23 protein-coding genes, 1 riboswitch and 1 other annotated feature are annotated in these 24,211 nt (G+C 42.5%); of the genes, 10 read left to right on the top strand and 13 right to left on the bottom strand.

Translation table 11 applies throughout. From position 1 onward, the window contains the following. Window positions 1-29: 29 nt before the first annotated feature. The 3 genes from QM454_RS07085 to QM454_RS07075 all read right to left on the bottom strand — a co-directional run bounded on the left by QM454_RS07085 (window position 30) and on the right by QM454_RS07075 (window position 5,475). Window positions 30-1,298 (bottom strand): MFS transporter, encoded by a 1,269-nt coding sequence (locus QM454_RS07085; RefSeq protein ID WP_432363278.1) that lies wholly within the window; start codon window positions 1,296-1,298, stop codon window positions 30-32. 113 nt (window positions 1,299-1,411) lie between these two features. Continuing rightward, a complete protein-coding gene (locus QM454_RS07080) occupies window positions 1,412-1,996 on the bottom strand; it encodes an ArsR family transcriptional regulator (RefSeq protein ID WP_432363276.1) in 585 nt (194 codons plus the stop codon). Window positions 1,997-2,388: 392 nt separating this feature from the next. Then, complete coding sequence (locus QM454_RS07075; RefSeq protein ID WP_432363274.1) at window positions 2,389-5,475, bottom strand: efflux RND transporter permease subunit; 3,087 nt, start codon at window positions 5,473-5,475, stop codon at window positions 2,389-2,391. Window positions 5,476-5,573: 98 nt separating this feature from the next. Here QM454_RS07075 and QM454_RS07070 point away from each other — a divergent pair, with 98 nt between their 5' ends. Further along, complete coding sequence (locus tag QM454_RS07070; RefSeq protein WP_432363272.1) at window positions 5,574-6,407, top strand: TetR/AcrR family transcriptional regulator; 834 nt, start codon at window positions 5,574-5,576, stop codon at window positions 6,405-6,407. Window positions 6,408-6,463: 56 nt separating this feature from the next. On the opposite strand, the gene QM454_RS07065 is transcribed toward QM454_RS07070, so the two are convergent. Together QM454_RS07065 and QM454_RS07060 are read right to left on the bottom strand one after the other, a co-directional pair. Then, window positions 6,464-6,928: a DinB family protein gene (locus QM454_RS07065; RefSeq protein ID WP_432363270.1), complete on the bottom strand. Its 465-nt coding sequence runs from the start codon at window positions 6,926-6,928 to the stop codon at window positions 6,464-6,466. A 79-nt stretch (window positions 6,929-7,007) separates the two neighbouring features. Beyond that, window positions 7,008-7,238, bottom strand: coding sequence for a hypothetical protein (locus QM454_RS07060; protein WP_432363268.1), 231 nt, complete (start codon window positions 7,236-7,238; stop codon window positions 7,008-7,010). A 186-nt stretch (window positions 7,239-7,424) separates the two neighbouring features. Between QM454_RS07060 and QM454_RS07055 the strand changes: the two genes are divergently transcribed. Next, entirely contained in the window at window positions 7,425-8,075 is a 651-nt protein-coding gene (locus QM454_RS07055) for a CPBP family intramembrane glutamic endopeptidase (RefSeq protein WP_432363267.1), read from the top strand. A 50-nt stretch (window positions 8,076-8,125) separates the two neighbouring features. Here the strand turns inward: QM454_RS07055 and QM454_RS07050 are convergent, their stop codons facing one another. Genes QM454_RS07050 through QM454_RS07040 form a run of 3 tightly spaced genes read right to left on the bottom strand, consistent with a single transcriptional unit; the run spans window position 8,126 to window position 11,173 of the window. Then, entirely contained in the window at window positions 8,126-10,324 is a 2,199-nt protein-coding gene (locus QM454_RS07050; RefSeq protein WP_432363265.1) for a sensor histidine kinase, read from the bottom strand. After that, entirely contained in the window at window positions 10,324-10,506 is a 183-nt protein-coding gene (locus QM454_RS07045) for a hypothetical protein (protein ID WP_432363263.1), read from the bottom strand. Before QM454_RS07045 ends, QM454_RS07050 begins: the two co-directional genes overlap by 1 nt. Next, window positions 10,484-11,173 (bottom strand): response regulator transcription factor, encoded by a 690-nt coding sequence (locus QM454_RS07040; RefSeq protein ID WP_432363261.1) that lies wholly within the window; start codon window positions 11,171-11,173, stop codon window positions 10,484-10,486. Before QM454_RS07040 ends, QM454_RS07045 begins: the two co-directional genes overlap by 23 nt. 302 nt (window positions 11,174-11,475) lie before the next feature. Between QM454_RS07040 and QM454_RS07035 the strand changes: the two genes are divergently transcribed. Together QM454_RS07035 and metG are read left to right on the top strand one after the other, a co-directional pair. After that, window positions 11,476-11,649: a hypothetical protein gene (locus tag QM454_RS07035; RefSeq protein ID WP_432363259.1), complete on the top strand. Its 174-nt coding sequence runs from the start codon at window positions 11,476-11,478 to the stop codon at window positions 11,647-11,649. A 54-nt stretch (window positions 11,650-11,703) separates the two neighbouring features. Then, window positions 11,704-11,964: a binding site (T-box leader), on the top strand. Between the two features lie 53 nt (window positions 11,965-12,017). After that, window positions 12,018-13,661: a methionine--tRNA ligase gene (gene metG / locus QM454_RS07030; protein ID WP_432363257.1), complete on the top strand. Its 1,644-nt coding sequence runs from the start codon at window positions 12,018-12,020 to the stop codon at window positions 13,659-13,661. A 108-nt stretch (window positions 13,662-13,769) separates the two neighbouring features. Here the strand turns inward: metG and QM454_RS07025 are convergent, their stop codons facing one another. Then, a complete protein-coding gene (locus tag QM454_RS07025; protein ID WP_432363255.1) occupies window positions 13,770-14,429 on the bottom strand; it encodes a hypothetical protein in 660 nt (219 codons plus the stop codon). Next, window positions 14,386-14,946 carry a sigma-70 family RNA polymerase sigma factor gene (locus QM454_RS07020; RefSeq protein ID WP_432363253.1) on the bottom strand — a complete coding sequence of 187 codons (561 nt, stop codon included), beginning with the start codon at window positions 14,944-14,946 and terminating at the stop codon, window positions 14,386-14,388. The genes QM454_RS07025 and QM454_RS07020 overlap by 44 nt, the downstream gene beginning before the upstream one ends. Before the next feature lie 494 nt (window positions 14,947-15,440). On the opposite strand from QM454_RS07020, the gene QM454_RS07015 reads away from it, so the two are divergent. From QM454_RS07015 to QM454_RS07005, 3 genes are read left to right on the top strand one after another with little or no spacing between them, the layout of a single operon-like run. Further along, window positions 15,441-16,298 (top strand): hypothetical protein, encoded by an 858-nt coding sequence (locus tag QM454_RS07015; RefSeq protein ID WP_432363251.1) that lies wholly within the window; start codon window positions 15,441-15,443, stop codon window positions 16,296-16,298. Next, entirely contained in the window at window positions 16,291-16,851 is a 561-nt protein-coding gene (locus tag QM454_RS07010) for a hypothetical protein (protein WP_432363249.1), read from the top strand. Before QM454_RS07015 ends, QM454_RS07010 begins: the two co-directional genes overlap by 8 nt. 42 nt (window positions 16,852-16,893) lie before the next feature. Further along, window positions 16,894-17,784 (top strand): CPBP family intramembrane glutamic endopeptidase, encoded by an 891-nt coding sequence (locus tag QM454_RS07005; protein ID WP_432363247.1) that lies wholly within the window; start codon window positions 16,894-16,896, stop codon window positions 17,782-17,784. 196 nt (window positions 17,785-17,980) lie between these two features. On the opposite strand, the gene QM454_RS07000 is transcribed toward QM454_RS07005, so the two are convergent. After that, window positions 17,981-18,859: a DMT family transporter gene (locus QM454_RS07000; protein ID WP_432363245.1), complete on the bottom strand. Its 879-nt coding sequence runs from the start codon at window positions 18,857-18,859 to the stop codon at window positions 17,981-17,983. 171 nt (window positions 18,860-19,030) lie between these two features. After that, a riboswitch (PreQ1 riboswitch) is annotated at window positions 19,031-19,075 on the top strand. 6 nt (window positions 19,076-19,081) lie between these two features. Here QM454_RS07000 and QM454_RS06995 point away from each other — a divergent pair. The 3 genes from QM454_RS06995 to QM454_RS06985 all read left to right on the top strand — a co-directional run bounded on the left by QM454_RS06995 (window position 19,082) and on the right by QM454_RS06985 (window position 21,630). Next, window positions 19,082-19,567, top strand: a complete 486-nt coding sequence (locus QM454_RS06995; protein ID WP_432363243.1) for a QueT transporter family protein — start codon at window positions 19,082-19,084, stop codon at window positions 19,565-19,567. A 49-nt stretch (window positions 19,568-19,616) separates the two neighbouring features. Next, window positions 19,617-19,847 carry an excisionase family DNA-binding protein gene (locus QM454_RS06990; RefSeq protein WP_432363241.1) on the top strand — a complete coding sequence of 77 codons (231 nt, stop codon included), beginning with the start codon at window positions 19,617-19,619 and terminating at the stop codon, window positions 19,845-19,847. Window positions 19,848-20,112: 265 nt separating this feature from the next. Next, window positions 20,113-21,630 carry a glycine betaine uptake BCCT transporter gene (locus QM454_RS06985; protein ID WP_432363239.1) on the top strand — a complete coding sequence of 506 codons (1,518 nt, stop codon included), beginning with the start codon at window positions 20,113-20,115 and terminating at the stop codon, window positions 21,628-21,630. A gap of 50 nt (window positions 21,631-21,680) precedes the next feature. Here the strand turns inward: QM454_RS06985 and QM454_RS06980 are convergent, their stop codons facing one another. Together QM454_RS06980 and QM454_RS06975 are read right to left on the bottom strand one after the other, a co-directional pair. Then, entirely contained in the window at window positions 21,681-22,673 is a 993-nt protein-coding gene (locus QM454_RS06980) for a homoserine dehydrogenase (protein WP_432363237.1), read from the bottom strand. Between the two features lie 145 nt (window positions 22,674-22,818). Beyond that, on the bottom strand, window positions 22,819-24,117 hold the full coding sequence (locus QM454_RS06975; RefSeq protein WP_432363235.1) for an O-acetylhomoserine aminocarboxypropyltransferase/cysteine synthase family protein: 1,299 nt from the start codon (window positions 24,115-24,117) through the stop codon (window positions 22,819-22,821). Window positions 24,118-24,211 lie beyond the last annotated feature (94 nt).

Genomic DNA, 24,211 nt, shown 5'->3' with positions numbered 1-24,211 from the left:
TTGACCACCCGGTCCGCCGTGTACCCATATTAAGCAGTGTCATTCGGTCTAGCAAAATACTTCCTCGAATCAATTTCATTGATTTTTGGTATCCTGCGTAACTGAGGTATGATTAGCCAAGCTAATGATACAAACAACATACCAAGACTCCCTATCGCAAACGCTAAATTGCTATTGGTGACGGTACCTATATAACCTCCAAATAATGAGCCCAATGGCATTGCAGAAGCCGAAATACTTGCAATAAGAGAAAATGTTCTAGCAAGATATTGTTGAGGAATAATGCGTTGTCCGACAGCAGCCATTGTTACTTCAGCTGCACCGAGAGGGATTAACGCCATCCCAAATATAATGATAGATACTACATTTGATGGGACAAAAACAGAAGAAAGCCAAAGTAATGAACTAATAAAGAAAGATGTTATTACCATTTTGCCGAAGTTAAACCTTTTTAAATACGGAGAAAGTATTACCCCACACAAGAAGCCTGCGGAATATGTGCCCATAAAAATTCCGTAAAGTTCAACCCCGCCTCTAGAACTTGAATATGCCGGAAGAACAGCTAGTGCTATTCCAAATGAAAAATTTGCGGCTATTGAGCCGTAAAAAAATTTCGATATTATAGATCCACGAACAAATTTATATCCATCAAGTAAGTCATTGATATATCTCTTAGTGTGACCCGTAAAAGTTCCACCTTCTGATTTATCTTTTACTTCCGATGGTCCTGAATAATTTAAAAGTAAAAAGATAAATATAGTTATTAAAAACAAAAAAGCATCTAAAAAATATATATTAATTGCCCCAAAAATTGTAATTAATACCCCACCGGTACTATTTGCTAAGATATTGACTCCCGAATTAGCAAAGCTAAAAAGTGAATTTGCACTGACTAAATCATCAGTTTCCACTATTCTTGGCAACGCAGCGGATTGAGCAGGGAAGATAAATTGATTTATAAGAGTTAATATCGGCATTATTATTAGTAATAAAATTACATTTAAAACTCCGATGTAATATAAAAGGGGGATACTTATGACAAATACGAATTGAATTGATTGCGTAACTACCAATATTTTTTTTAAAGAAATCCTGTCAACTATAGGCCCAATTAAAAATTGCAATATGCGAGGAGTCATAGTTAAGAATCCTGCTAATCCAGTATAAAAAGTTGACCCACCTAATTCATATACCAACCACATTGCAGCAATTGCATATAAACTATCGCCGACATTAGCAATGGTTCTTCCCCAAAAAAGCACTGAGAAATTTCGGTTTTTAAACAATAATTTAATCATACACTCTACCCCATCCCAATTTTAGAATATATTTTTAGAAGCACTGTTCAAAAAAACAAGCCGAGTTAAAAAAATAGACCGAGTTAAAAAAGTAGACCGTATGTGCAAAAAAATTATTTTCCTCTGAAAAAACCATTTGATATTTCAAACCCAAAGCTGCCTAAATAATACATTCTTGTGTTTGGATTAGACTCATTTTCTTTTTCCATTAAATTAAGCTCATCAAACACTTCGTTTAGTTTATTAGATATCTTTTCAAATTGCTGTTTAGTTAGGTTTACCTCCGCTTGCATCATAGATGTGCCATATTTATCATCTTCAAAAAATGCCTTACTTGGTGCATTAATTACCCTTTCTTTAACCCTATCCATTGTTTTTATTAGCGCCATTCTATTAGCCTGACTTATTTCATCCGCATAGGGGAACAGTTCTGCGCCTGGAAGGAAGGATAATGCAACAGCTCTATAAAACTTTTGAACAGTGCCACCTTTTACTTCTTCACGTATAAGGTTTATAAAATTAACCTTTTCTAAGGCCTTTAGGTGATAATGAACTTTTGAACGTGGGATTTCCAGAATTTCAGATAGTTGTTGCCCGGTATATTCCTTTTCAATGAGCAATACTAATATCTGGACCCTCAACGGATCGCTTATTGTCTTTAGTTGTTCTCTGGTATGTACAATTTGTATTTTTTCCATTTTATCGCTCCTCTTTTTTGTTTGAAATGGTTAATCCCCCCGCTTAATCTCCCTACTTATGTATTTGAAGATTAAAAACCTTAGATTAAAGGTAGGTGAATCACTTGGAACTCGTATCGAAATTTACCATAAATGTATTTTCCCACTATTAAAAATAATTTGCAACTAAATCTTTGTCTTTCGAAATGTATTTACGACTGTAAGCTCGTTTTCTATTTCCAAATACCTTTGAATATCAGAATCTAGATAATCTCTCCTTTCGGAATAGTAAAAAGGCAAAAGAAAGGCCGAGCCCTCTAGAACGGGAACTCGTGCATCTCCCCTACCTTCACGCAATAAAAAACTGCCCCGCCACCGGAATTCCGATGGATGGGGCAGTTTTTACGATTCAATTAATCCTCTTCCAAATCCAAACGATTTTTCTTAAACATTTTCGACAAGATTTCATACACGATCGGTACAACGATCAGTGTCAACAACGTAGAACTGATCAGACCGCCGATAACGGTAATGCCGAGACCTTTTGAAATCAAACCGCCGCCTGCTCCATTGCCAAGCGCTAATGGAATGAGGGCACCGATTGTAGCAATCGCCGTCATTAAGATCGGACGTAAACGCGTAGCACCCGCTTCGAGCACTGCTTCGCGCATTTTCAATCCAGTACGTTCCATCCGGATAATGCGGTCTACGAGTACGATGGCATTCGTAACGACAATACCTATTAACATTAACAGACCCATCATAACCGGAACGGAAATCGTTTCGCCTGCGATAAGCAAGCCGACGAACGAACCGATAACTGCAAATGGCAGCGAGAAGAGAATCGCAAACGGTGCGACCCCTTCACGGAATGTGACGACGAGGATGAAGTAAACAATCGCTATCGCTGCTAGCATCGCAATGCCGAGCTGCGTAAATGCTTCTTCCATGTCAGCTGCGACACCCGCCGTATCGACCGCCACACCTTTAGGTAGATCCAATTCAGCAATTGCTTTATCGACTTCGGACGTTGCTTTCGAAATGTCGGCATCAACGAGCTTACCTGAAACAGATGCGTAATATTGTCCTTTGCTTCGGGCTAGCGTATTGTACGTCGATCCTTCCTCGACTTTCACTAAGTCGGAAAGCTTCATCGTCGTCCCTAACGCTGTCGGAATTTCTTTTTCGAGCAATGCATCGATTGATGTCGGTTGCTTGGCTTCTTCCTGCTTCACGACAACTTTCAATTCTTCGCGGTCTTTGCCGATTGTCGTAACAACTTCCTGCGTCCTCATCGGATTAAGCATCATGATAATTTGCCCAGTCGTCAATCCATATTGCAGCAACTCATCTTGCGTCGCTTTCAATGTGTATTGAACATACGCATCTTGCGCACTTGAAGAGACGTCCTCGATGCCTTTCGTATCACTCATGACCTTTTCAACCTGTTGGACTGCTTCCTTCAGGCTGCTTAAGTTCTCACTATAAAACGTGTAGCTAATTTCATTCGAAGACATTCCCATAGAACCGAAATCTTGACTCTTCCATTCTCCGGACTGGCCGATATTGAATACATAGTCTTCAACTTCAGCCCGTGCTCCTTGGAAGTCTTCCATATCCGGGTCAAAGATGAGATACATGAGCGCACCATTCGAGCCGCCGCCCATCATTGCGGTCATCGGATCTGCACCGTCCGTAATGGATATTTGAACGATATCAATATCATCGCGTTTCAGCATTTCCTTTTCGACGACTTCAACGTTTGCCAATGTATCCTCCATTAGCTCACCTGTCGCCGGTGTGTACGTAATGTACATTACTTTCTCTTCATCGCTGCCTAAGAAACTGAAGCCGATTAGCGGCATAAGCGCTAAGCTACCTGCCAATAACACGACAGAAATAATCGATGTAATGATTTTATGGTTCAGTGACCAATTTAAAATGCCTTTGTACCAATTCGCCATTTTGCCTGCTTCTTTATGCTGGCTTTCCGACTTTTCCCCGTACAGCTTTTTCTTGAATAAAAAATGGGATAATGCCGGCACGATTGTAATCGCAACGAGCAATGAAGCACCAAGCGCAAACGACATCGTCAATGCGAACGGCAAAAACAGCTCCCCTACCATACCGCCTACAAAGATAAGCGGCGCAAATACCGCAACAGTGACGAGCGTCGATGACATAATCGGTTTGAACATCTCGATCGTCGCTTCACGAATTAATGCGCGGCCGGATAATTTCTCCGTTTTCAAATGAAGTCTTCGATATATATTTTCCACGACGACGATGGAGTCATCGATGACGCGACCGATTGCAACGGTAATCGCACCGAGCGTCATAATATTAAGCGTAATATCCATCCAATGAAGAATCATAAGTGCCATGAAAATAGAAACTGGTATTGAAATGATCGATATAATTGTTGATTTGAAATCACGTAAAAATAATAGAATGATCAGTACAGCAATCAAACCACCGAAAAGCGCTTTTTCGACCATCGTCGATACGGATTTCTCAATCGGTTCTCCTTGGTCAAGAGATACTTCAACGACAAGACCGTTAATCGCTTTTTCTTCATCTTTCATTAGCTTTTTCACGTCATTTACAACATCGACCGTGTTCGCACGCTGTCCTTTAACGATTTGGATAGCAATCGCATTTTCACCGTTCGTACGTGAAACGGACTGCACTTTGCCGATTTTTTCAATCGACGCAATATCGCCAAGTTTAACAAATGGCAATGGATTCGCCTCTGACGGCGTAACCGGGATGAGCATGCCTTTGAGCTCATCAATCGTCATGAACTTGCCGTCAACAGCGACCGCCTGCTCGCCTTCTTCAAATTCATAAAGTCCGAGTGATACTTCCATATTGCTCGCTTGTATCATTTGTTTAACTGTGTCTTCCTGTAAACCAAGCTGAGCCATTTTCTCTTTGTCGTATGTAAGCTCTACTTCTTCAATATGCTGACCCGAAATTGTCGCGGAAGCAACTCCATCAATTTTCTCGATTTTCGGCAGCAAAATAGCTTCGACTGTGGACGTCAATTCAACGATATCTTCTGACGTACTGCTCACACTTAACGCAACGACCGGCATCATATTCATGCTAATTGCTGTAATGACAGGTTTCTGTGCGTCTTCCGGCAAGGATAAGGAATCCATTGCGGACGCCAATTCCCGCTTCGCTTCATCCATATTAATGCCGTAATCATACTCCACTTGAATGCTCGACATATTGGAATACGAATTGGAGTAGACCGATTTCACATGATCTAAATTCTCTACCGCCCTCTCTATAGGTATCGAGACTTCCTCCATCACTTGTTCCGGAGTTGCACCGGGATAAACACCCATCACTAGTAAATACGGAATCGAAATGTCCGGCAGCGTCTCTGTTTTCATTTGAGTTGCCGAATAAACCCCTGACACCGTTATAATAATAGTGAGCAACCATACTGCTAATTTATTCTTTAGAACAAAATTGACTAACCCTTTCACTGTTACACCTTCCCCCGAATTGACAGTTTTGACTCATTTCTTTATACTAATGACCAATCAGTCAATTGTCAAGAATTAGCATAGGAGTGATCCAATATATGACGAAAAAACAACTTATTATGGACAAAGCATTGGAGCTCTTTGCAAAGCAAGGATTTGAAGCGACGTCTGTCCAACAAATAACTGACCACTGCGGCATTTCCAAAGGAGCCTTTTATTTATCGTTCAAGTCAAAAGACGAATTAATCGTCGCGTTAATCGATCACTTTATGAGACAGTTCACTTCGGACATTGACTATGTGGTCAACAAGGAAGTAAATGGCGAGAGTTTATTATATGATTTCTATTACACGACATTCCAATCGTTTCATAAACACTCTGATTTCACGAAGATCCTTATGAAAGAACCGGCGCACTCATTTAATGAAGAACTGTTCTTGAAACTCCATAATTACAACAAAGCTATCGAGAAAGTAATTTTAACGATGATTGAACGATTATACGGTGATCAAGTCATTTATTTAAAATACGATTTAATGTTCTGCATTAAGGGCTTCATGAATACGTATTCCGAATTATTTTTGCTCTATAAATTACCGATTGACTTGGAATTACTTGCACAATCCCTCGTTGAAAAGACGAATCTGCTTGCTAACAACATGACGATTTCCTTTATTTCTGATGAATTAATTCAAATGATCGATCAGCCTTTGGATGAAGAACACTCATTGGACCAAATCGTTAACATCGTGGAGAAGAATATTGAGGATATGGAGGATTCGATTGAGAAAGAGTCGTTAATTCTATTGAGGCAAGAACTACTAGAGCCTGCGTTGCATCCGGCAATCGTAAAGGGGTTATTGGAAAACATCCGGCACCACCCCCATTGCAAATGGACTGCTTATTTATTGCGGAATCAATTTGGAATATAAAAAAAAAACGCTTTGTCAGCTATTCTTCAAGCTTTCAAAGCGTTTTTCATCTTTATTTATTCTCCAATTACCCGATTTAGTCCATGAATGACGCCTGCGTGCAATCCTTCATGCCATGTAGCGAATTGAATGACCGCATCGACTGTCTTCATCGTTAGCATATCACCAATTTTCATCGGTTCAGGAAGAACTTTGTCGAGATTTCCTTCCAATGCTTCAACAACACGCGGCATTTGTTCTTTTAAAGCTGTAAGCAATTCTTCATTCGAAGGAGCTTGACCTTCCCACTTCGCAGGGCTTGTGCCCATTGCAAAAAACGCATCCCATTCAGTATGTTGCGGCTCATAGGATGGCAACACCTTCGCTGCAAATTGTTCTAAGGAACAATAAATATGCCCGACATTCCAACGGATTGTATTATTAAATCCGGTTGGTTGCTCGTCCCATGCATTTTCCTTCGCCTGTGATAGACGGCCCATCGTGTACATTCTTGCAAATTTCAATTGTTCAATTGTTTCCATGTCCAATTCCCCCTTTTCTTTATCATACTAAAATGAAAGGCGGACATCCATTGAGGAGTCCGCTTTTTCTAACAATTTTTCAGTTCTCTTCTATCTTGAGTTCATCGACAAGCGGCTTGTTTTTACTATACGCGGATGGCTCATCCATGCCTGTCTTATTCTGTGCATTTTTGCGGAATTCAAATGTATAGTTTGAATCGGAAGGGTCCGCTAAAGGGAGTTCATGCGCCGGTCCAACCCCTTTTCCGGGATGAAAGATTTTCGGCTCCAAGTCCTGTTTGTTCGGGTATTTACCATCAAGAATTGTCATATGGATCCCTCCTTTTTTCAAATTATACACGGCAATGACCGCGGTTCGCGACAGGTAGTTTTTAGCTTTCCCCTTTTATGGCGATACATATACGTTTTTGTCAAAAGTTATTCAAAAGGAGTTCACAAAAGGAACATCATCTTTTGTTTTTCGTCAAAATTACATAGAAGTGACGGAGGTACTTATATGCAAAAATGGTTCGGCGCTCTTTTTCCGATTGTCAGCATTTTAGTTCTTTTATGGATTGAGCAAAGGGTTGGGGTTTCATACGGAGTGAAAACGGTCGCGAAAGTTATACTGTTTCTCGTAATCCCTTTAATGCTTTTCCGTGCTACAAGATTCCCATTCATTCGTTTCCGATATGCGGATCGAAAGAGTATACGACTTGCCTTCATTTTAGGAATTTCGATCATGGCGCTCATCATCGGGGCATTTCTTTTATTGCAACCGCACATCGACATCGCTTCCTTGCGAGACGATTTGCTACAATCCGGCATCACACGTGCTGTATTCCCGTTCATCGCGCTTTATATATTATTTGGAAACTCAGTGATTGAGGAATTCTTTTTTCGAGGCATGCTTCCCTTTTTATTCGGCAAGTCCAAAATGCGGTTTATCTTGCCGCCATTCTTTTTCGCCATTTACCATATCGCGATCTTCTTACCATGGTTTACATTGCCGATTTTATTGTTAGCTGTCGGTGGATTATGGGCAGGCGGCCTGATTTTTCAGCTTGTGAATGAAAAATGCCGTACAATCCTGCCATCGTGGATTGTCCATATGTTTGCGGATCTTGGGATATTAGTTATTGGGGTGTATGTTCTTTATTTTTATTAACATAGAAAATCCGCATGCACGCCAATTTCTCGGCGATGCATGCGGATTGTTTATTTTGTCGGCACGGTCACAGTTACTTTGAACAAATCACCGTCCAGCTCAATTTTCATATTCCCGTCGTGCATGTCGACGATGGATTGTGCGATAGCTAAACCAAGTCCTGAGCCATCGGTATGGCGCGATGTATCGGCACGTTTGAAGCGTTCGAACAGCTCATCGATATTTTCACCTAGCTCGTATTTCGTAATGTTCTTCACGACGAATTCCGCGGACTCCCCTACTTTTCGAAGCGTTACGTACACGCGGGTGCCTGGGAGCGAATATTTGATGGCATTGACGATCAGGTTATCAAGCACACGCCACCATCTTTGGCCGTCCACTTGCGCGATAAGCATGTCATCCGGAAGTGTCGTTCTGAAATCGAGACCAGATTCAGTGATTTCTTCGGCATGTTCCGCAAGGGCTTGCTGGAGCAATTGTGTTAAATCGACACGCTGCTTATTCAGCTCAAGATTGCCACTCGCCATTTTCGATACTTCGAATAAATCCTCGATAAGCGTCTTTAACCGTTGCGATTTTTTATCCAATATGTCGACATATTTCGCCCGTTCCTCCGGTGAAATCGTTTCATCCTTTAGGAGATCGGTGTACGTAATGATCGATGTCAATGGCGTCCGTAAATCATGACTCACATTTGTGATCAATTCCGTTTTCAACCGCTCGCTTTTCGCTTGCTCGGTCATGGAAGCCCGCACGCCTTCTCGAAGATTGTTCAAGTTCTTCGCGTGCTCCGCGAGTGGTGAGCGACCTTTGATTTTAATATCTTCATTCAAACGCCCCGAAGCCATTTGCTCTGTAGCAATGATGATCCGGTTCAAGTACGCAGAACGTCTGACGAAAGTATAGAGAGCTGGCAAACCAAGGAATAGGACGCAAGCAAAATAGACGACAAAGAGAGACGGTTCCATGAATCCGACGACAAATCCAATACCTGCAAGGAAAAATCCAATAAGCAGGATGAATGACTGAACGCCTATCGACTTTTTCAAGAACATTTCACGCCATGCTTTAAAAAACTGGAGTGTGTAACTGTTTTTTACGTCCTTTGCAAACACCCCTTCCCGCTTCCATCGTTCCACACCATTTACAAGTTGGAATGCAAGTAATGCGGTCATAGCGACGCCCCCAACAAAGAAGGTGCCCAGCCAAATAATCCACCTGTCCATTCCTTGGACCGTAAAAAAGTTCAACAGATCGTAGGATTCGCTTTTGATATATCTGGAGTAAATTAATGCTGACATAAGAAAAGCAGCGGCTTTTACATCGATTTTCACGTCAGCATACCAATCTTCAATCGATATCCCCGTCACCCATTCCTTTTGAAACTTCATGACAGTTACTAAGGCAACGAGTGCTCCGATGCCAAAGAGCCAAAAGATGTACATCGCAAATTTGCCTTTATTGAAATCCTTGTATTGTGAATAGAATGCGCCACCTTTTGCTATAGCCGCCTTCGGTACGATGACAGTGCCTTCGAAGGTTTTTACGGAATTGATTATTTTAATACTTTCACCGGATTCCGCAATTGCCTCTTGGTAATAAATTCCATTATTGTTGTCAAAGCGTCCCGGCAATGAATTCGCCTTGAAATACCCTTTTGCGGCATTGAATTCCTTTTTATAAATCGAAGACACTGCAACATTTCCAGAAGAAAACGTCTCCCCCGTTTCAACGTCGGTGAATTCATAGGCAACCGGCAGTGAAAAGGAGTTCGCTTTCATTTCATTCACATATTGAACTAAAGCCTTCTCTTTTTCTTTACGTATTTTTGCCTCTACGTGATCATCGCTCTCGAAGTTCTTTCGGATATCCGCAAGTTTCCTATCTCGTTCTTCGATCAACGTATTTTTCAATAATTCATTTCCAGCGTCTTTCGCATCTGCTATCCTCTGCTCATATTGGTCATGGACATCGGAAATCTGGTCCGGAAGTGTACCGTATCGCGTCCGATGTTCCTCGATTTCATTATCAGATACGGTAATATTATTCTTCGCCTCTTCCACGTCAATCGGGTTGAGTACTGTCGGACCGATTGTGCTGTAAAACTCATCAAGCCGCCAAGCGAAGTCGTGGTAATCGGAAAAATCCTTTCCAATGAGTCCCGTCCCTTGTCTTGCGAATGAAAGACTGGCGAGTAGCACAATCGTGACAAGCGCAGCCCATAGTAATAGTAGAACTTTATTTTTCATCATGCCGTGCCCCCTCTAATAATGCGTGTGAAATAGGCGATGGCACGTGTTGACCGTTCCCATCCACTTTCGATGACGTCTATAATGTGGGGCGAGCAATAGGCAATGCTAATAACCGCAATTCCGATAGCAACGAATGAGAACAGAAGAGGCCCCCACTCACTTCTCGATTTTGTAGCCAATGCCCCACACCACCTTTACATATCTCGGATTTTTTGGGTCCGCTTCGATTTTCTCGCGTATTTTACGGATATGGACCGCCACAATATTTTCCGCATTATACGCTTCTTCATTCCACACGCGTTCGTAAATTTCATTTATCGAAAACACACGCCCCGCATTTTTCATGAGCAATTCCGTAATCTTATATTCGATCGGCGTCAACTTCACCGGTTTCCCATCAACCGATAACTCTTTCGCATCTTCATCCAGTGCTAACCCGTCAATTTCAATCTTTTTCTGACCTTCATACGTTCCAAATTGAACATATCGTCGTAGCTGCGACTTCACGCGCGCCATCAATTCAAGCGGGTGGAACGGCTTCGTCACATAATCATCCGCGCCGACCGACAACCCATGGATCTTATCCGTATCCTCCGCCTTCGCACTGAGCATGATAATCGGAATGTTTTGCTCCTCCCGAATTTTGAACGTCGCCGTAATCCCATCCATATTCGGCATCATAATGTCGAGGATGAGCAGATGGACTTCATTCGTTTGAATCAAATCAAGCGCCTCTCTCCCATCCGCCGCCTTCAACACGTCGTATCCTTCATTTTTCAAATAAATTTCGATCCCATCGCGGATCTCTTTATCATCATCCGCCACGAGAACTGTGAACTTCGCCATCATCCGCACCTCACTTTCCTCTATGATACCAATTGTAGTGGGTAAATCTTAACATTCGATGAGGGGAATTATGAAGAAATTCTTAAGATGGTGGAAAAAAGTGTAGATTTGGTGCTGAGTGGTGATAAACGTTGGCTAAGCGGTGATAAAGTCTCTGTGAACGGTGATAACTAGGCTGCGAGCGGTGATAAACCGCTTGTGAACGGTGATAAACTCGGTCGGGTCGGTGAAAGAGGATTATGACTAAATGAATAATCATCTCCCAGTTGAACAAGCTTTGCATATACGGGAGGTGAACTGACTTGGCAAAAGATAAGAGGATCAAGAAAGGCAACACATTGGATCGCGAGGAATTCGGGTACGGTTTTGACATCAGCCCCGATGATTTGAATGTAGTCGGGAAGAACAACAATGTGAAGAATAAAAACAACAAGAAAAAGGATAATAACGAGCAGCGCCCGCCTACCAATTCGTAAACACTATTGATTTTTCCGAATCAAACGACTATAATCATTTCAATTACATCTTACGAAAAGGCAATGAGAGGGAAAAGTAAAAAGAGGATGTCGCATAGAGAGCTTCTGACGGTGGAAATGAAGCGGACTAATCTTTTGAACATGATCCTTGAGCTGTGCACTGAACGTCTTTTGACTAGTAGGATGCGCCGAGGTTTGACGCTCGTTATCCACGTCAAAGTATAACGCTTTTTTTGGCGCGTACTTTTGGAGACGTTCAGCGTGAGCTGGTCGTGAAGTAAGGTGGTACCACGGGTGATAGACCCCGTCCTTATCGGTTTTTATCGATAGGGGCGGGGTTTTTTATTTTATTCAGAGGAGGAAGTTACATGAGTGTTTTTATCGGAGGGGCATGGCCGTATGCGAATGGGTCGCTGCATCTTGGACATATTGCGGCGTTGTTGCCGGGAGATATTTTGGCGAGGTATTACCGGTTAAAAGGCGAGAAGGTACTTTATGCTTCGGGAAGCGATTGCAATGGGACTCCTATTTCAATCCGCGCGAATGCGGAAGGAGTGTCTGTGAAGGAAATTGCGGACCGTTATCATACAGAGTTTATCGTTTGTTTTTCAAAATTGGGATTCTCGTATGATATTTACACACGAACAGATGGAAGGTTTCACCATCAAGTTGTTCGAAATGTATTTCTAACGCTACTGGACCGCGGTTTTATTTTCAAAAAGGAAGTAGAACAGACGTATTGCGACGTTGATGAGCGCTTTCTTCCCGATCGTTTTGTCGAAGGGATTTGTCCGCATTGCGGAAGCCGTGCACGAGGCGATCAATGCGACAATTGCGGTTCCCTCTTAGATCCGCTTGATTTGACGGGGCGCACGTGCAAACTTTGCGGGAATGAACCTACTGTACGGAAGACGGAGCATTTTTATTTCAAATTAAGCGCTTTTCAAGATGAACTTGATAACTATGTCGAGAGCGCGAAAGCTGAAGGGAGATGGCGTGAAAACGCAATTCACCAATCTGAGCGTTATATACGAGAAGGCCTCCATGACCGGGCAGCCTCAAGAGATTTGGCGAATGGTGTTGGCATTCCTGTCAGAGGATATGAGGATAAGAAAGTGTATGTGTGGATCGAAGCGGTGACGGGCTATTATTCCGCGAGTCAGGAGTGGGCAGTATTGAACCGTGTCGATTTTGCGGAGTTTTGGAATGAAGATACAGTTTCCTACTATGTGCACGGCAAAGACAACATTCCTTTCCATACAATTATTTGGCCAGCGATTTTGATGGGGATTGGCAAGGAGGACGCATTACCGACCCATGTCGTTTCCAATGAATATTTGACATTGGAGAAGCGGAAATTGTCGACGAGCCAAAACTGGGCCGTTTGGGTGCCGGATATTCTTGAACGCTATCACCCAGATTCCGTGCGCTACTTTTTGACGGCGAATGCTCCGGAAAACCGAGATGCAGATTTTTCATGGCGCGAGTTCATTTATAGCCATAACTCCGAGCTTCTCGGTGCTTACGGAAATTTCGTGAATCGGACGTTGAAGTTTATTGAGAAATCGTACGGTGGGATTGTGCCGGATGCGGAGATTAGTTTGGAAATAAAAGACTCGGTTTCGGGGCTTTATTCCAAAGTCGGAGAGCGAATTGAGGCGGGACATTCTAAGGAAGCGATCGAAATGATTTTTGATTTTATTCGCCGGGCTAATAAATACTTCGATGATGAAAAGCCTTGGGTACAGATTAAAGATGATGAAGCGGCATGTGCGCGGACAATGGCGATATGTGTATACATCATTGCCAATCTAGCGCAACTCCTCTCCCCTTTCCTGCCGTTTTCGAGTGAGGACGTCGGGAGGATGTTAGGAGTGAGGAAGTTTGAATGGAATGAAATTCAAATTGGGGGGAGAGCTTTGGTTGATGTCAAACCACTGTTTGACCGGATTGATGTCGGGCAGATTGAGGTGGAGTTGGAAAACCTGAGAAAACATGCTTCGGTGAAATAAAAGTTGATTGGGTTGCCATGCACAGTCACAATGTACCTCCTTTGATTGTGGCTGTGCATGGAGATTGTGATAGATCCAATCAATTATGTTGTTAATTATTCCTTTGAATTAATAACGAATTACATCTCTAGAAAATTGTAAACTTCTTATTGTACTTTTATCTTGAATATCAATAAAGAAATTAAAGTTCCATCTTCCAACTGAGAAAGTGACTACTCCAACACCAAGCTCTTCATTATAATTTTCATAATCAGGTCTCCCGAAAAAGCTTATCAAATCTTCTTTATTAATGTTGCCGAAGTCGGAAATACAAATAAACTTTAATTCGTCTTCAATAAATAATAAATAGAAGTCATCATACGAAAATACAGTGTCTATTTCACTAGGCATTTCAATCATGTTAGGTTCGCCTAATAGTTCTTTAACTTCAACTAGCGACATCCCATAGGTTACTGAAGGGACTGGACTAAATCTACCTTCCTTTGCATCCGTAATTAATTGCTCATTTAATTCAAACGGAAAAAACTGTGAACCAGAGTCGCGGCCAATTAAATTTTTGTCCTTGATTTGTATAGTCGATAAGAGTAATACACAAAAAATCAGTACCGAAAAAGATGATGAAAGGATAATTTTTATATTGAATGGATGCTTATTTTTTCTATCCAATTTATTTAATACAACACTCCTCTGTTTATGATCAAATGCCAAATTCTTAAAAATGGAGTTATTCATATCCTCTTTCAGCCCCATTAATTGCTTTTCTAACATTTGCATCACCCTTTTCTAATTTACTTTTTAACAGTTCTCTCGACTTAATCATTCTTGATTTTAATGTATTTTCATTTACGTCTAACAGCGTAGAGATTTCCCTAATGGTTAGTTCCTCGAAGTAGTACAAAAAGAGTATTTCTCTGTACTTGATTGGCAAATTCATAACGCTGTTTATTAATTGCTTTTTTCCTTCGCTTAACAACACGAGTCGTTCAGGTGCATTTCTTTCATCTTTTTTAGAAAACACACCAAGTTGATTGGTTACTATTGTGTATTTGTAACTCCAGCTTTTAAGATAGTCTTTGCACTTGTTAATCGCTATTCGATATAACCAAGTCTTTAATGTTGAGTCACCTTTAAATTCCCCTAATTTCATGTAACAAGTAAGAAAAACTTCCTGAGTGATTTCCTCTGCAACCTGATAGTTTTTGACGTATGAATAGGAGAGTTTAAGTATGCTCGTACCATATGTCTTCATAATTTCATCCAATGTCTGTTTATTATTTACCTTCACTTGTCAATCCCCCCTTTCAACACCCTTTAATAATTAGACGATTCTAACTCATTAATAGTTGAAAAAGTAATGCTTGCTTAGTAAAACAATGAAATTAAATACATCATATCATTCCAAATAGGTAATTGTTGGAATACCTAGTATGTAGGAAGGTAACAAAGTTGATGAGACTTTAGTAAATTTGAGAGGGTTTTGCCATTGGATTGAGGCGAGTTGTAGTGAGGCGATGATAAATCCATGAGAGTCGGTGATAACGGGGCGAGAGTCGGTGATAAACTCGGTCAAGTCGGTGATAAACTTTTTTCACACTCGATAAATGGTAACGAAAATAAAAAAGCGCTTGATTTCAGCTAAAAAAACTCCTAGTATTTGGGCGAACGGTGATAACCCTGATCTAAGCGGTGATAAACTCCCTCTTCCAAATAATTGGTGCAATCTCTCTCATGTTTTGAGACAATATACAGACAAAGGAAAAGGTTGGAAGGGGGATACGCATGAAAGAGCGTTATTTTTGGGTAGCGATTGGACTCATTTCGATTAGTTGGATAGTCAATGCGTTGTACGCCTATTCGAAACAGCTGAAGGAGCCTATTTTTCTGGATCATTATATTGAAGCGGTAATTGGCCATCATAGCGATGTCACATTTTATTACTTGGCAAATAAAAATGATCAATCCTACATCAATTACATAGTACTAGGGGATATCGAAGGTCTGCCGCAGCAAGCCTTTATTTATCCGGATGCCGGTCCTCATAAGGTTGATACCTTTAGACATCAAGAGTTAAGAAGTTTAACAGTCGAATTAAGACAATTAAATGATTCAGATGAGGATCGTTCATTCAATGAAATGCAAGTATTCTATTCGGACGGAAAAGCTTCTACTGTGTCCATCGGTGAAGTCATCATTCGTCCTTCCGGATCTATTGAATCGGACAATCCGATTCCACTCACTCTATCATCGGGTGGGGGAAGTAATGACGGTAAGAGTTCGCACACCTTTTGGGCAACCGAACCGCTTTCCATCCAAAAGATTTCTATCCCATTCCGCAACGCCTTAGGAGACGAGCTCCATCTATCCATTACGGGCAATCATAATCAAAAAGATAAAACATTGGATGGCATTGAGCTTCCCATCCATTTAGATGAAGGGGAAAATGTCGCAGTTGCAATGCAATTGGATCAAACCGCCGCCTCAATGCCCTCTTCTTTCCTTATCTATCTATCGGGAACGACAGCGGCAGGTGAACCCTTCACGAGCCACGGTGGATACAATTGGCAACATCCTTATTTAACACAGACCGACGTTAACAGGATTATCGAGGAGAAAACAAGGAGGGATTCAGGTGAATAAAGCATTGGGCCAAATCTACTGGGGCTATATATTTATCTTTTTCCGAATCCATTTCGGCATCGACCTGTTAGCGGATCCTATCGGCTATTTCCTCATTTACTCTGGATGTTCCAAACTCATTAAAGCGTATCCTGTAGCGCAAAAAGCGAAGATTGTCGCATTGATCGGCGCCTTTATTTCAATTCCTTCCGTCTTTGTGAACCTTTCGGAAACAACTCTGTCCTTCAGCTGGTCGACTTACGCCGGCTTGCTATTTGTAGTGAAGATGATTATGGGCTATTACTTGTTTACAATTTTGAAGGATGTTACAAAAACTTTTGGAGATCGAGCGTTGCAGCAAAGAACGGAAAATACATTTAAATATTACGTAGCGATTCATCTTATTGCCTTCGCACTTCTTTCCTTTTCTATGAATGTATCTGAAAACGGAGTGTTTATTCTTTCTCTAGCTTCAGCAATCGGTGTTCTAGGAATGGATATTGTATTTTTCTTTTTAGTCGGAGCCATTCGCCGTGTCAGCCCTGAGCAACTTCGGGTAAATACGTTCATTTGAAGTTTCTCTTCAGCATAAAGTATGAAACATAGGGGGTTACTAATGTTTAAGAATGAAGCAAACCAAGTGCGTGCAGGATGGATGATTTTTTTAGCATTCGTATCGATGTTCATCGCCCAGCAAATTTTTTCGATGCCAGGAGGAATTTTGCTAGCGATTGTTGATTTTCCGTTTGTAGATGGAAATTTTAATATGGATATTATTGCCGCTTTTGACAGGCATCCATGGATTTTTGTTTTGACACAAGGTGGCGCGACAGTTGGTGGAATGCTCGCCACGATTTTATTATGGCGTTTTGTTAATAAAGGAACGTTGAAAGAGTTGGGATTCCGGGGCTCGCTGAAAGATTTAAGTTTCGGACTCTTACTCGGAGCAGTGTCGATTGCCGTTATTTTCTTCATTTTATTGGCGACCGGAAATGTGACGATGCTTAACTCACTCGCCAAGCCGGAGTTTTCCGTATACTCATTATCATTTTTAGTAATGTTCATTCTCGTCGGCTTTTCTGAGGAGATCTTTTTCAGAGGGTATGTCATGTCGACGATGGAAAGCCGCGGGAACCCGAAATGGCTAATTTATGTCGTATCTGCTGTCGTTTTCAGTTTAGCGCACGGCATGAATCCGAACGTCAGCGTGTTAGGGCTAGTTAACATCGCATTGGTAGGGATTTTATTCGCCTATATGTTTGACGCGACGAAAAGCCTGTGGCTACCAATCGGTTATCATATTACGTGGAATTACTTTCAAGGGAACGTTTTCGGATTCGCGGTGAGCGGACTCACTCCACATGGGATATATACTCTCTCGGTGGAAAATGGGAATGAATGGCTGACAGGCGGAGCGTTCGGATTGGAAGGCGGTTTACTAGCTACGTTGCTTATTATTCTTGGGTATTTTGCGACGAAAGTTTATGTGAATATGAAGGCGGCGTAAGATCGTTATGCGTCTTTGCTGCGTTATATGCGTGATTGTAGGAGTTTATGCGTGCTTTTATGGATTTATGAGCGAGTGTAGAGATTTATGAGCATTTGCGGCGGGTTATGCGTGATTGGGATAATTTATGGACTTTTGCGGAAGTTTATGCGTGATTGGAATGATTTATTCGTGGATGAAACCTTAAGGCTGCCCCCTAACTTACAGCAGCCTCTTCTTTTCGTCCGCTAAACGTTAAAACGAGGATTCCGCCTAATAAAAGCGCGATTCCCGACCATGAAATCAGATCCAGCCGCTCCCCGACGACGAGCACGCTTAACATCGCGGCAGTGAGTGGTTCAGCAAGTGAAAGTGTGACCGCGGATGACGACGGTATATGCCGCAAACCGGTAGAAAATAATATATACGCCACACTTGTCGTCGCGATGCCGAGATAGATCATTGTCGATATGCCAGGAAGAGTGAGCAGTCCTTCTGTTTCGAATATGAATAAAAATGGCATGAGCATAATTGCGCTCACTGAGAAAATGACGGCGACTGAAGGAATCGCGTCCGCTTTCTCTAACACTTCCTTATTGAATAACGTATAGAAGGCAAATAATAGTCCGGCGAATAAAGATAGCATGACGCCAACCGGGTTGACGACGAGCCCTTCTTTATTCGAAAACAATAATACACATCCGATAATCGCAAGGGATGTCGCAGTTAACCATATTCTCGACGGACGTATTTTGAGAAATAGCCATTCGATGAGCCCGGAAAACATTGGTGCACTTCCAATTGCGACAACAGTTCCGATGGCAATTCCCGTCAAACGGATGGACGTGAAAAAGCAATATTGGAAGATCGCCATTGCTAGTGCGGATAAAATCGTCGCTTTCCACGGCCAGCTTCGAAAATCGATTTTGCGAAGAATGAGCATGATGACGAGCAACGTGAATCCGCCGACCGCAAGCCTCGAAGCGCCGACCGCCAATGGATGGACCGTTTGCGGCATAAATGTTTGTGCGGTGCCGGTCGTTCCCCATAGCATCGCCCCAACTAAGACAACTATGAATGCAATGCGTTGTGACAATAAAATCCCCTCCCCCGATATTGAATATATCATGATATCGAAGGCCGGTGTGTGAATTCTCCAAATTATTCAGTTGTTGGATGCAATAAATGACTCCTCTTGGATCAGAATGAGAACCGGAAGGCTATTGAACGACCAATAGCTCTATGATACACTAGAAGGCAGGCTTTTTGCCGCGTGGTTCGTAACCATCCCACGATAAAAAACTAAGGAGAAATGAATATGAAAGTAAAAACGATGGCAACGAGCGGAATTATCGCTGCGTTGTATGTTGCTGTGACGTTTTTGATTGCCCCATTCGGGTTCACTAACATCCAGTTTCGCTTGTCTGAGATGTTCAATCATCTCGTTGTGTTCAATAAAAAATATATCGTCGGTGTCGTATTAGGTGTCTTCGTCGCCAATCTGCTTTTTTCTGAATTGGGACCGATTGACCTCGTATTCGGAGTTGGGCAATCCATACTTGCTCTTTCGATTACAATCTTTTCGGCGAAGTTCATTAAAGGGCTGTACCGTCGGATGTTTTTCAATACATTAGTATTCACGTTCACGATGTTCCTCATTGCATGGGAATTGAATATCGTTCTGGAGTTGCCTTTCTTACTGACATGGCTCTTCGTCGCTGTCGGCGAATTTGTCGTCATGCTAATTGGCATCCCTGTTATGGTTGCATTAAACAAACGGCTTCAGTTTGAGAAGCTCATCTGAAAAGAGGCGAATTATCGCCTCTTTTTTTTAATGAAAGGAGATTTTTTGCATGTATATGACGATCGAAGAAACAGCAGAATACTTAGGAATGCCCGTCGAACAAGTCCGGAAGTATGTGCTGGAAGGAAGTATTCGTTCTGTCCATGACGGCGAACAGTTTTTTATTAATCAACATCAATTTAGCAACTATTTTACCCAACTTGAAACGTTAAAGAGGCAGATTGAAGATTATTTAAATGAACCACTTCCGCCCGACCGGGATATTAAAGATGAGGATTAAAAAATTGAAGAGAGGGTAAACTAAAAATAAGGATGCACCGTAGGTAGAAAGACACAATTTTTTTATTCAACTTAACCGCAAGTTTCAATTCTGTAATTTCTGTTTACTATTGACGGTCACCTTTAGCATGCACCTTATTCATGTTAATGAAAAAATAAAACGAGAAATTTGTGTAAGTGTTTACATTTTCACTTCCTTTGCTATCCCTAAACATGTTTGGTATAGTTTATAACGTTTCAAAAATCCATTATTCATAGGGGGAAACATGCGAAAAACATCAAGTGTATTTTATTTTACAATCGGCCTAATTATATTGGCTGTAGGATATGGAGTGGCCGCGGCAGATAGTTTTGAAGCCGTTACAACATCCATTAAGTCCTTCGTTTCATCTTCATTCGGATGGTATTACATGCTTCTACTTTCTTTTCTTCTTGTACTTAGCATTTTCTTCATTTTCAGCCCGTACGGCAAAATCCGTTTAGGGCAAGATACAGACCGTCCATCATTTTCTACAATTACTTGGATTGCCATGCTTTTCTCTGCCGGGATGGGAATCGGCTTAGTCTTTTACGGAGCTGCGGAACCGTTATCCCACTACGCCATCAGTCCTGCAACGACGGAGGCGAATACAGACGAGGCATTCAAAGAAGCGATGCAACTCTCGTTTTTCCATTGGGGATTGCATGTCTGGGCTATGTACGGGATTGTCGGACTTGCGCTTGCGTATTTCCAATTCCGTAAAGGAGAACCAGGGTTAATTTCAGCAACATTGAAGCCGATTTTCGGTAAAAAGATGGAAGGGCCTTGGGGCGTTCTCGTCGATGTACTTGCCGTATTTGCAACAGCGTTTGGCGTTGCCACTTCTCTCGGCTTCGGTGCTGTTCAAATTAACGCAGGACTAAATTATCTTTTTGGTTTCAAAATCGGATTTACTTCACAGTTCATCATTATTGCAGTCGTAACAGTTCTTTTCGTTATGTCTGCTTGGTCAGGACTCGGCAAAGGGATTAAATATTTGTCGAATACAAACCTCGTTCTTGCGCTTGCCTTATTAGGTTTCGTCCTCATTTTAGGGCCAACGTTGCTTATTTTTGATATTTTCACAGATTCCATCGGAGGCTATCTTGCCAATATCGTTTCAATGAGTTTCCGAACAGCGCCATTGGATGATTCGTATCGCGACTGGCTTGAAGGCTGGACAATTTTCTATTGGGCTTGGTGGATTTCATGGGCACCATTTGTCAGCATGTTCATCGCACGGGTATCAAAAGGTAGGACAATCCGGGAATTCATGGCCGTTGTTATGTTAGCGCCAACAATCCTGAGCGCTATTTGGTTTTCAACTTTCGGGGCGACTGCTATTAATATTCAGCGTGAAGGGATTGCAGATTTATCGAAGACGAGCACAGAATTGACGATCTTTGAAATGTTTCATGAGATGCCTTTATCGTTCATTATTTCACTCGTCGCGGTTCTACTCATTGCATCGTTCTTCATTACATCTGCCGACTCTGCGACATTTGTATTAGGCATGCAATCGACAAACGGATCATTGACCCCGCCGAATAGCGTTAAGATTACTTGGGGAGTCATTCAATCGACCATTGCGATTATCTTGTTGTCCGTAAACGGATTGACGGCGTTACAAAACACGATTATTATTGCCGCCCTACCGTTCTCGTTCATCATGTTACTTATGATTATTTCATTAATTAAAGCATTGCAGAGCGAGCTGCCAAAGAGTGAACGGCCGAGAAAAAGAAATGCGAAAGAGAACAGGTAATACAATAGAAAAAGTGGAGGATGGAATATAAAAATTCCTCCTCCACTTTTTTAATTTGTCACCATGACTGGTTTCAATTCGTGTTGGCGAATAATATGCAGCAAGTCGGCAACCATTGCGCTTCCGGTTGGATACATTCCCGCCCCCGGGCCAATCAACGTCAACGATCCGAGGTACTCTGTATTTACAATAATTGCATTATCGACACCGTCAATACCGAACAACGGATGACTGTCGCCAATTAACACCGGCCCTACAGTCGCTTGAAGCTTCCCTTTCTCATCTTTCCAAATATCCGCCACGTGACGATAACGGAGATCGTCTTTGGATGCATCGAGTAGATCGTTCGATTCAAGATGATCGATACCGACAACAGGTACGTCCTCCCAATCAGGCTGTTGACCGAAAGCGAGTGAACTCAAAATCATTAGCTTACGAAAAGCGTCCGTGCCATTCACGTCATCCGTAGGATCCGCTTCTGCGTAACCGTTTTGCTGCGCATCCTTAAGCGCCAATTCGAATGAAGATCCTTCTTCGCGCATTTTCGTCAAAATGAAATTTGACGTCCCATTTAAAATGCCTTGAATTCGTTTGACACGGTCTCCTGCGAGAAGATTAGTCACCGTTCGGATAATCGGGACACCGCCAGCTGTCGTCGCTTCGAATCCGACTTTCACATTTCGGAACTCCGCGTGCTTCAATAACGCAGGTCCGTGCTTTGCGAACATCATTTTATTCGCAGTGATGATGTGGCAACCTTTCTCGATTGCATCCGACAAATACGTATACGCAGGTTCTTCCCCGACAATCGCTTCAAAGACGATGTCGATTTCCGGGTTATTCAATACATCCTGAATGTCATCGGTAAATTTTGCGCCAGTAACTGGCATGCGGTTCTTTGCCTTGTCTTTCACAAGGATGGAGACGACATCAACTGTGAATCCAGTGCTCTTTTTAATTTCTTCCCGCTTCTCTTGCAGGATTCTGTACACGCCTTCACCGACCGTACCAAAACCGAGTATGGCCGCTTTAATTGACGGCATTCCATCACCTCCTATTTCAAAAGCGGAGGGCGCCTGCATAGATGCGACAGGCATAAGGCAAAGACGCGAAGTGGCGTTTTTTGCCACACAGTGGCTTTGACTTATGACCCGAGCATCTGGCGCCCGCAGCTAGACGTCAATCCAATTAACCCACCGCAACAGGCACAGCTTTTTCGATCGCCTGCTTGAGGTCTGCAATAATGTCTTCCGTCGACTCAAGGCCGACAGACAGGCGAATTAATTCCTCCGGTGTTCCCGTTAGCTTCAATTCTTCCGCAGACAATTGTTGGTGCGTCGTCGAAGCTGGGTGAATGATAAGCGATTTTGCATCGCCGACGTTCGCCACATGCGACCAAAGCGTAATATTGTCGATTACTTTGCGTCCAGCTTCACGGCCGCCTTTAATACCGAAGACGATAATGGAGCCGAAGCCGTTTTTCAAATACTTCTTGGCGTTTTCGTACGTCGAATGGTTTTCCAATCCTGTGTACGTCACCCACTCAACGGATGGATGCGATTGTAAAAACTCAGCTACTTTAACGGCATTTTCGTTATGGCGTGTCACACGCAAATGAAGTGTCTCAAGCCCTTGTAAGAAGTTGAACGCACTGTCCGGATCTAGGCAAGGCCCGAAATCGCGTAGCAATTGGACACGGAGCTTCGTCGCAAATGCTGCTGCCGCCGTGTCAACGCCGTAACGCAAGCCATGATACGTTTCGTCCGGCTCTGTAAAGCCAGGGAACTTACCTCGCGTCCAGTCGAATTTCCCTGCGTCGACGATGACACCGCCGATTGTCGTTCCATGACCGCCAATCCATTTCGTTGCGGAATGAATGACGACGTCTGCACCAAATTCGATTGGATTACACCCGTATGGGGATGCGAATGTGTTGTCGATAAGGAACGGAATTTCATTCTCATGAGCAATGTTTGCAACTGCTTCGATATCAAGCACTTGAAGGCTCGGGTTGCCGATTGTTTCAGCAAAAATCGCTTTCGTTTTGTCTGTAATCGCGGCACGGAAATTTTCAGGGTCCTCCGCGTCCACGAATTTTACGTTAATACCGTAGCGAGGAAGCGTGACGGCGAATAAATTATACGTACCACCGTATAAATTACCGGCAGCGACGATCTCGTCACCTGCTCCTGCAATGTTCAAGATTGAAAATGCAATTGCCGCCATTCCGGAAGATAAAGCAACTGCAGCAGTCCCGCCTTCTAATAGCGCAACCCTTTCTTCAAAAACAGAAACGGTCGGATTCGTAATTCGAGTGTAAATATTGCCTGCTTCCTGCAAGGCGAATAAGTTTTGGGCATGTTCAGTGTCGCGGAAAACAAATGCAGTCGTACGGTGGATTGGCACAGCGCGCGAACCCGTAACAGGATCCGGCTTTTGGCCTCCGTGTAAGAGAAGAGTTTCAGGTTGAAGTTGTTGGTTTGTCATGTTCATTACCTCCAGTGGATTTTTTAAGATGAAAAGGCAATGCGGAGGCGTTGGGGGTTTTCGGAATAAAAAAATAACCCCTTTCGCTAAGAGA

It is taken from the genome of Sporosarcina sp. UB5, from assembly GCF_050859005.1.
In the GTDB taxonomy this organism is placed as follows: domain Bacteria; phylum Bacillota; class Bacilli; order Bacillales_A; family Planococcaceae; genus Sporosarcina.
Note: the sequence above shows the minus strand (reverse complement) of the source record. Positions and strands in the feature narration are given on the sequence as shown.

What these genes read in the sequence shown, in the direction of transcription:
- QM454_RS06985 (WP_432363239.1), top strand. Translation starts at nt 20,113, where the DNA reads ATGCGAAAAACATCAAGTGTATTTTATTTTACAATCGGCCTAATTATA.
- metG (WP_432363257.1), top strand. Translation starts at nt 12,018, where the DNA reads ATGAGTGTTTTTATCGGAGGGGCATGGCCGTATGCGAATGGGTCGCTG.
- QM454_RS07040 (WP_432363261.1), bottom strand. Translation starts at nt 11,173, where the DNA reads ATGGCGAAGTTCACAGTTCTCGTGGCGGATGATGATAAAGAGATCCGC.
- QM454_RS07065 (WP_432363270.1), bottom strand. Translation starts at nt 6,928, where the DNA reads ATGGAAACAATTGAACAATTGAAATTTGCAAGAATGTACACGATGGGC.
- QM454_RS06975 (WP_432363235.1), bottom strand. Translation starts at nt 24,117, where the DNA reads ATGACAAACCAACAACTTCAACCTGAAACTCTTCTCTTACACGGAGGC.
- QM454_RS07005 (WP_432363247.1), top strand. Translation starts at nt 16,894, where the DNA reads ATGTTTAAGAATGAAGCAAACCAAGTGCGTGCAGGATGGATGATTTTT.
- QM454_RS07055 (WP_432363267.1), top strand. Translation starts at nt 7,425, where the DNA reads ATGCAAAAATGGTTCGGCGCTCTTTTTCCGATTGTCAGCATTTTAGTT.
- QM454_RS07070 (WP_432363272.1), top strand. Translation starts at nt 5,574, where the DNA reads ATGACGAAAAAACAACTTATTATGGACAAAGCATTGGAGCTCTTTGCA.
- QM454_RS07015 (WP_432363251.1), top strand. Translation starts at nt 15,441, where the DNA reads ATGAAAGAGCGTTATTTTTGGGTAGCGATTGGACTCATTTCGATTAGT.
- QM454_RS06995 (WP_432363243.1), top strand. Translation starts at nt 19,082, where the DNA reads ATGAAAGTAAAAACGATGGCAACGAGCGGAATTATCGCTGCGTTGTAT.
- QM454_RS07085 (WP_432363278.1), bottom strand. Translation starts at nt 1,298, where the DNA reads ATGATTAAATTATTGTTTAAAAACCGAAATTTCTCAGTGCTTTTTTGG.
- QM454_RS07060 (WP_432363268.1), bottom strand. Translation starts at nt 7,238, where the DNA reads ATGACAATTCTTGATGGTAAATACCCGAACAAACAGGACTTGGAGCCG.
- QM454_RS06990 (WP_432363241.1), top strand. Translation starts at nt 19,617, where the DNA reads ATGTATATGACGATCGAAGAAACAGCAGAATACTTAGGAATGCCCGTC.
- QM454_RS07080 (WP_432363276.1), bottom strand. Translation starts at nt 1,996, where the DNA reads ATGGAAAAAATACAAATTGTACATACCAGAGAACAACTAAAGACAATA.
- QM454_RS07025 (WP_432363255.1), bottom strand. Translation starts at nt 14,429, where the DNA reads ATGTTAGAAAAGCAATTAATGGGGCTGAAAGAGGATATGAATAACTCC.
- QM454_RS06980 (WP_432363237.1), bottom strand. Translation starts at nt 22,673, where the DNA reads ATGCCGTCAATTAAAGCGGCCATACTCGGTTTTGGTACGGTCGGTGAA.
- QM454_RS07050 (WP_432363265.1), bottom strand. Translation starts at nt 10,324, where the DNA reads ATGAAAAATAAAGTTCTACTATTACTATGGGCTGCGCTTGTCACGATT.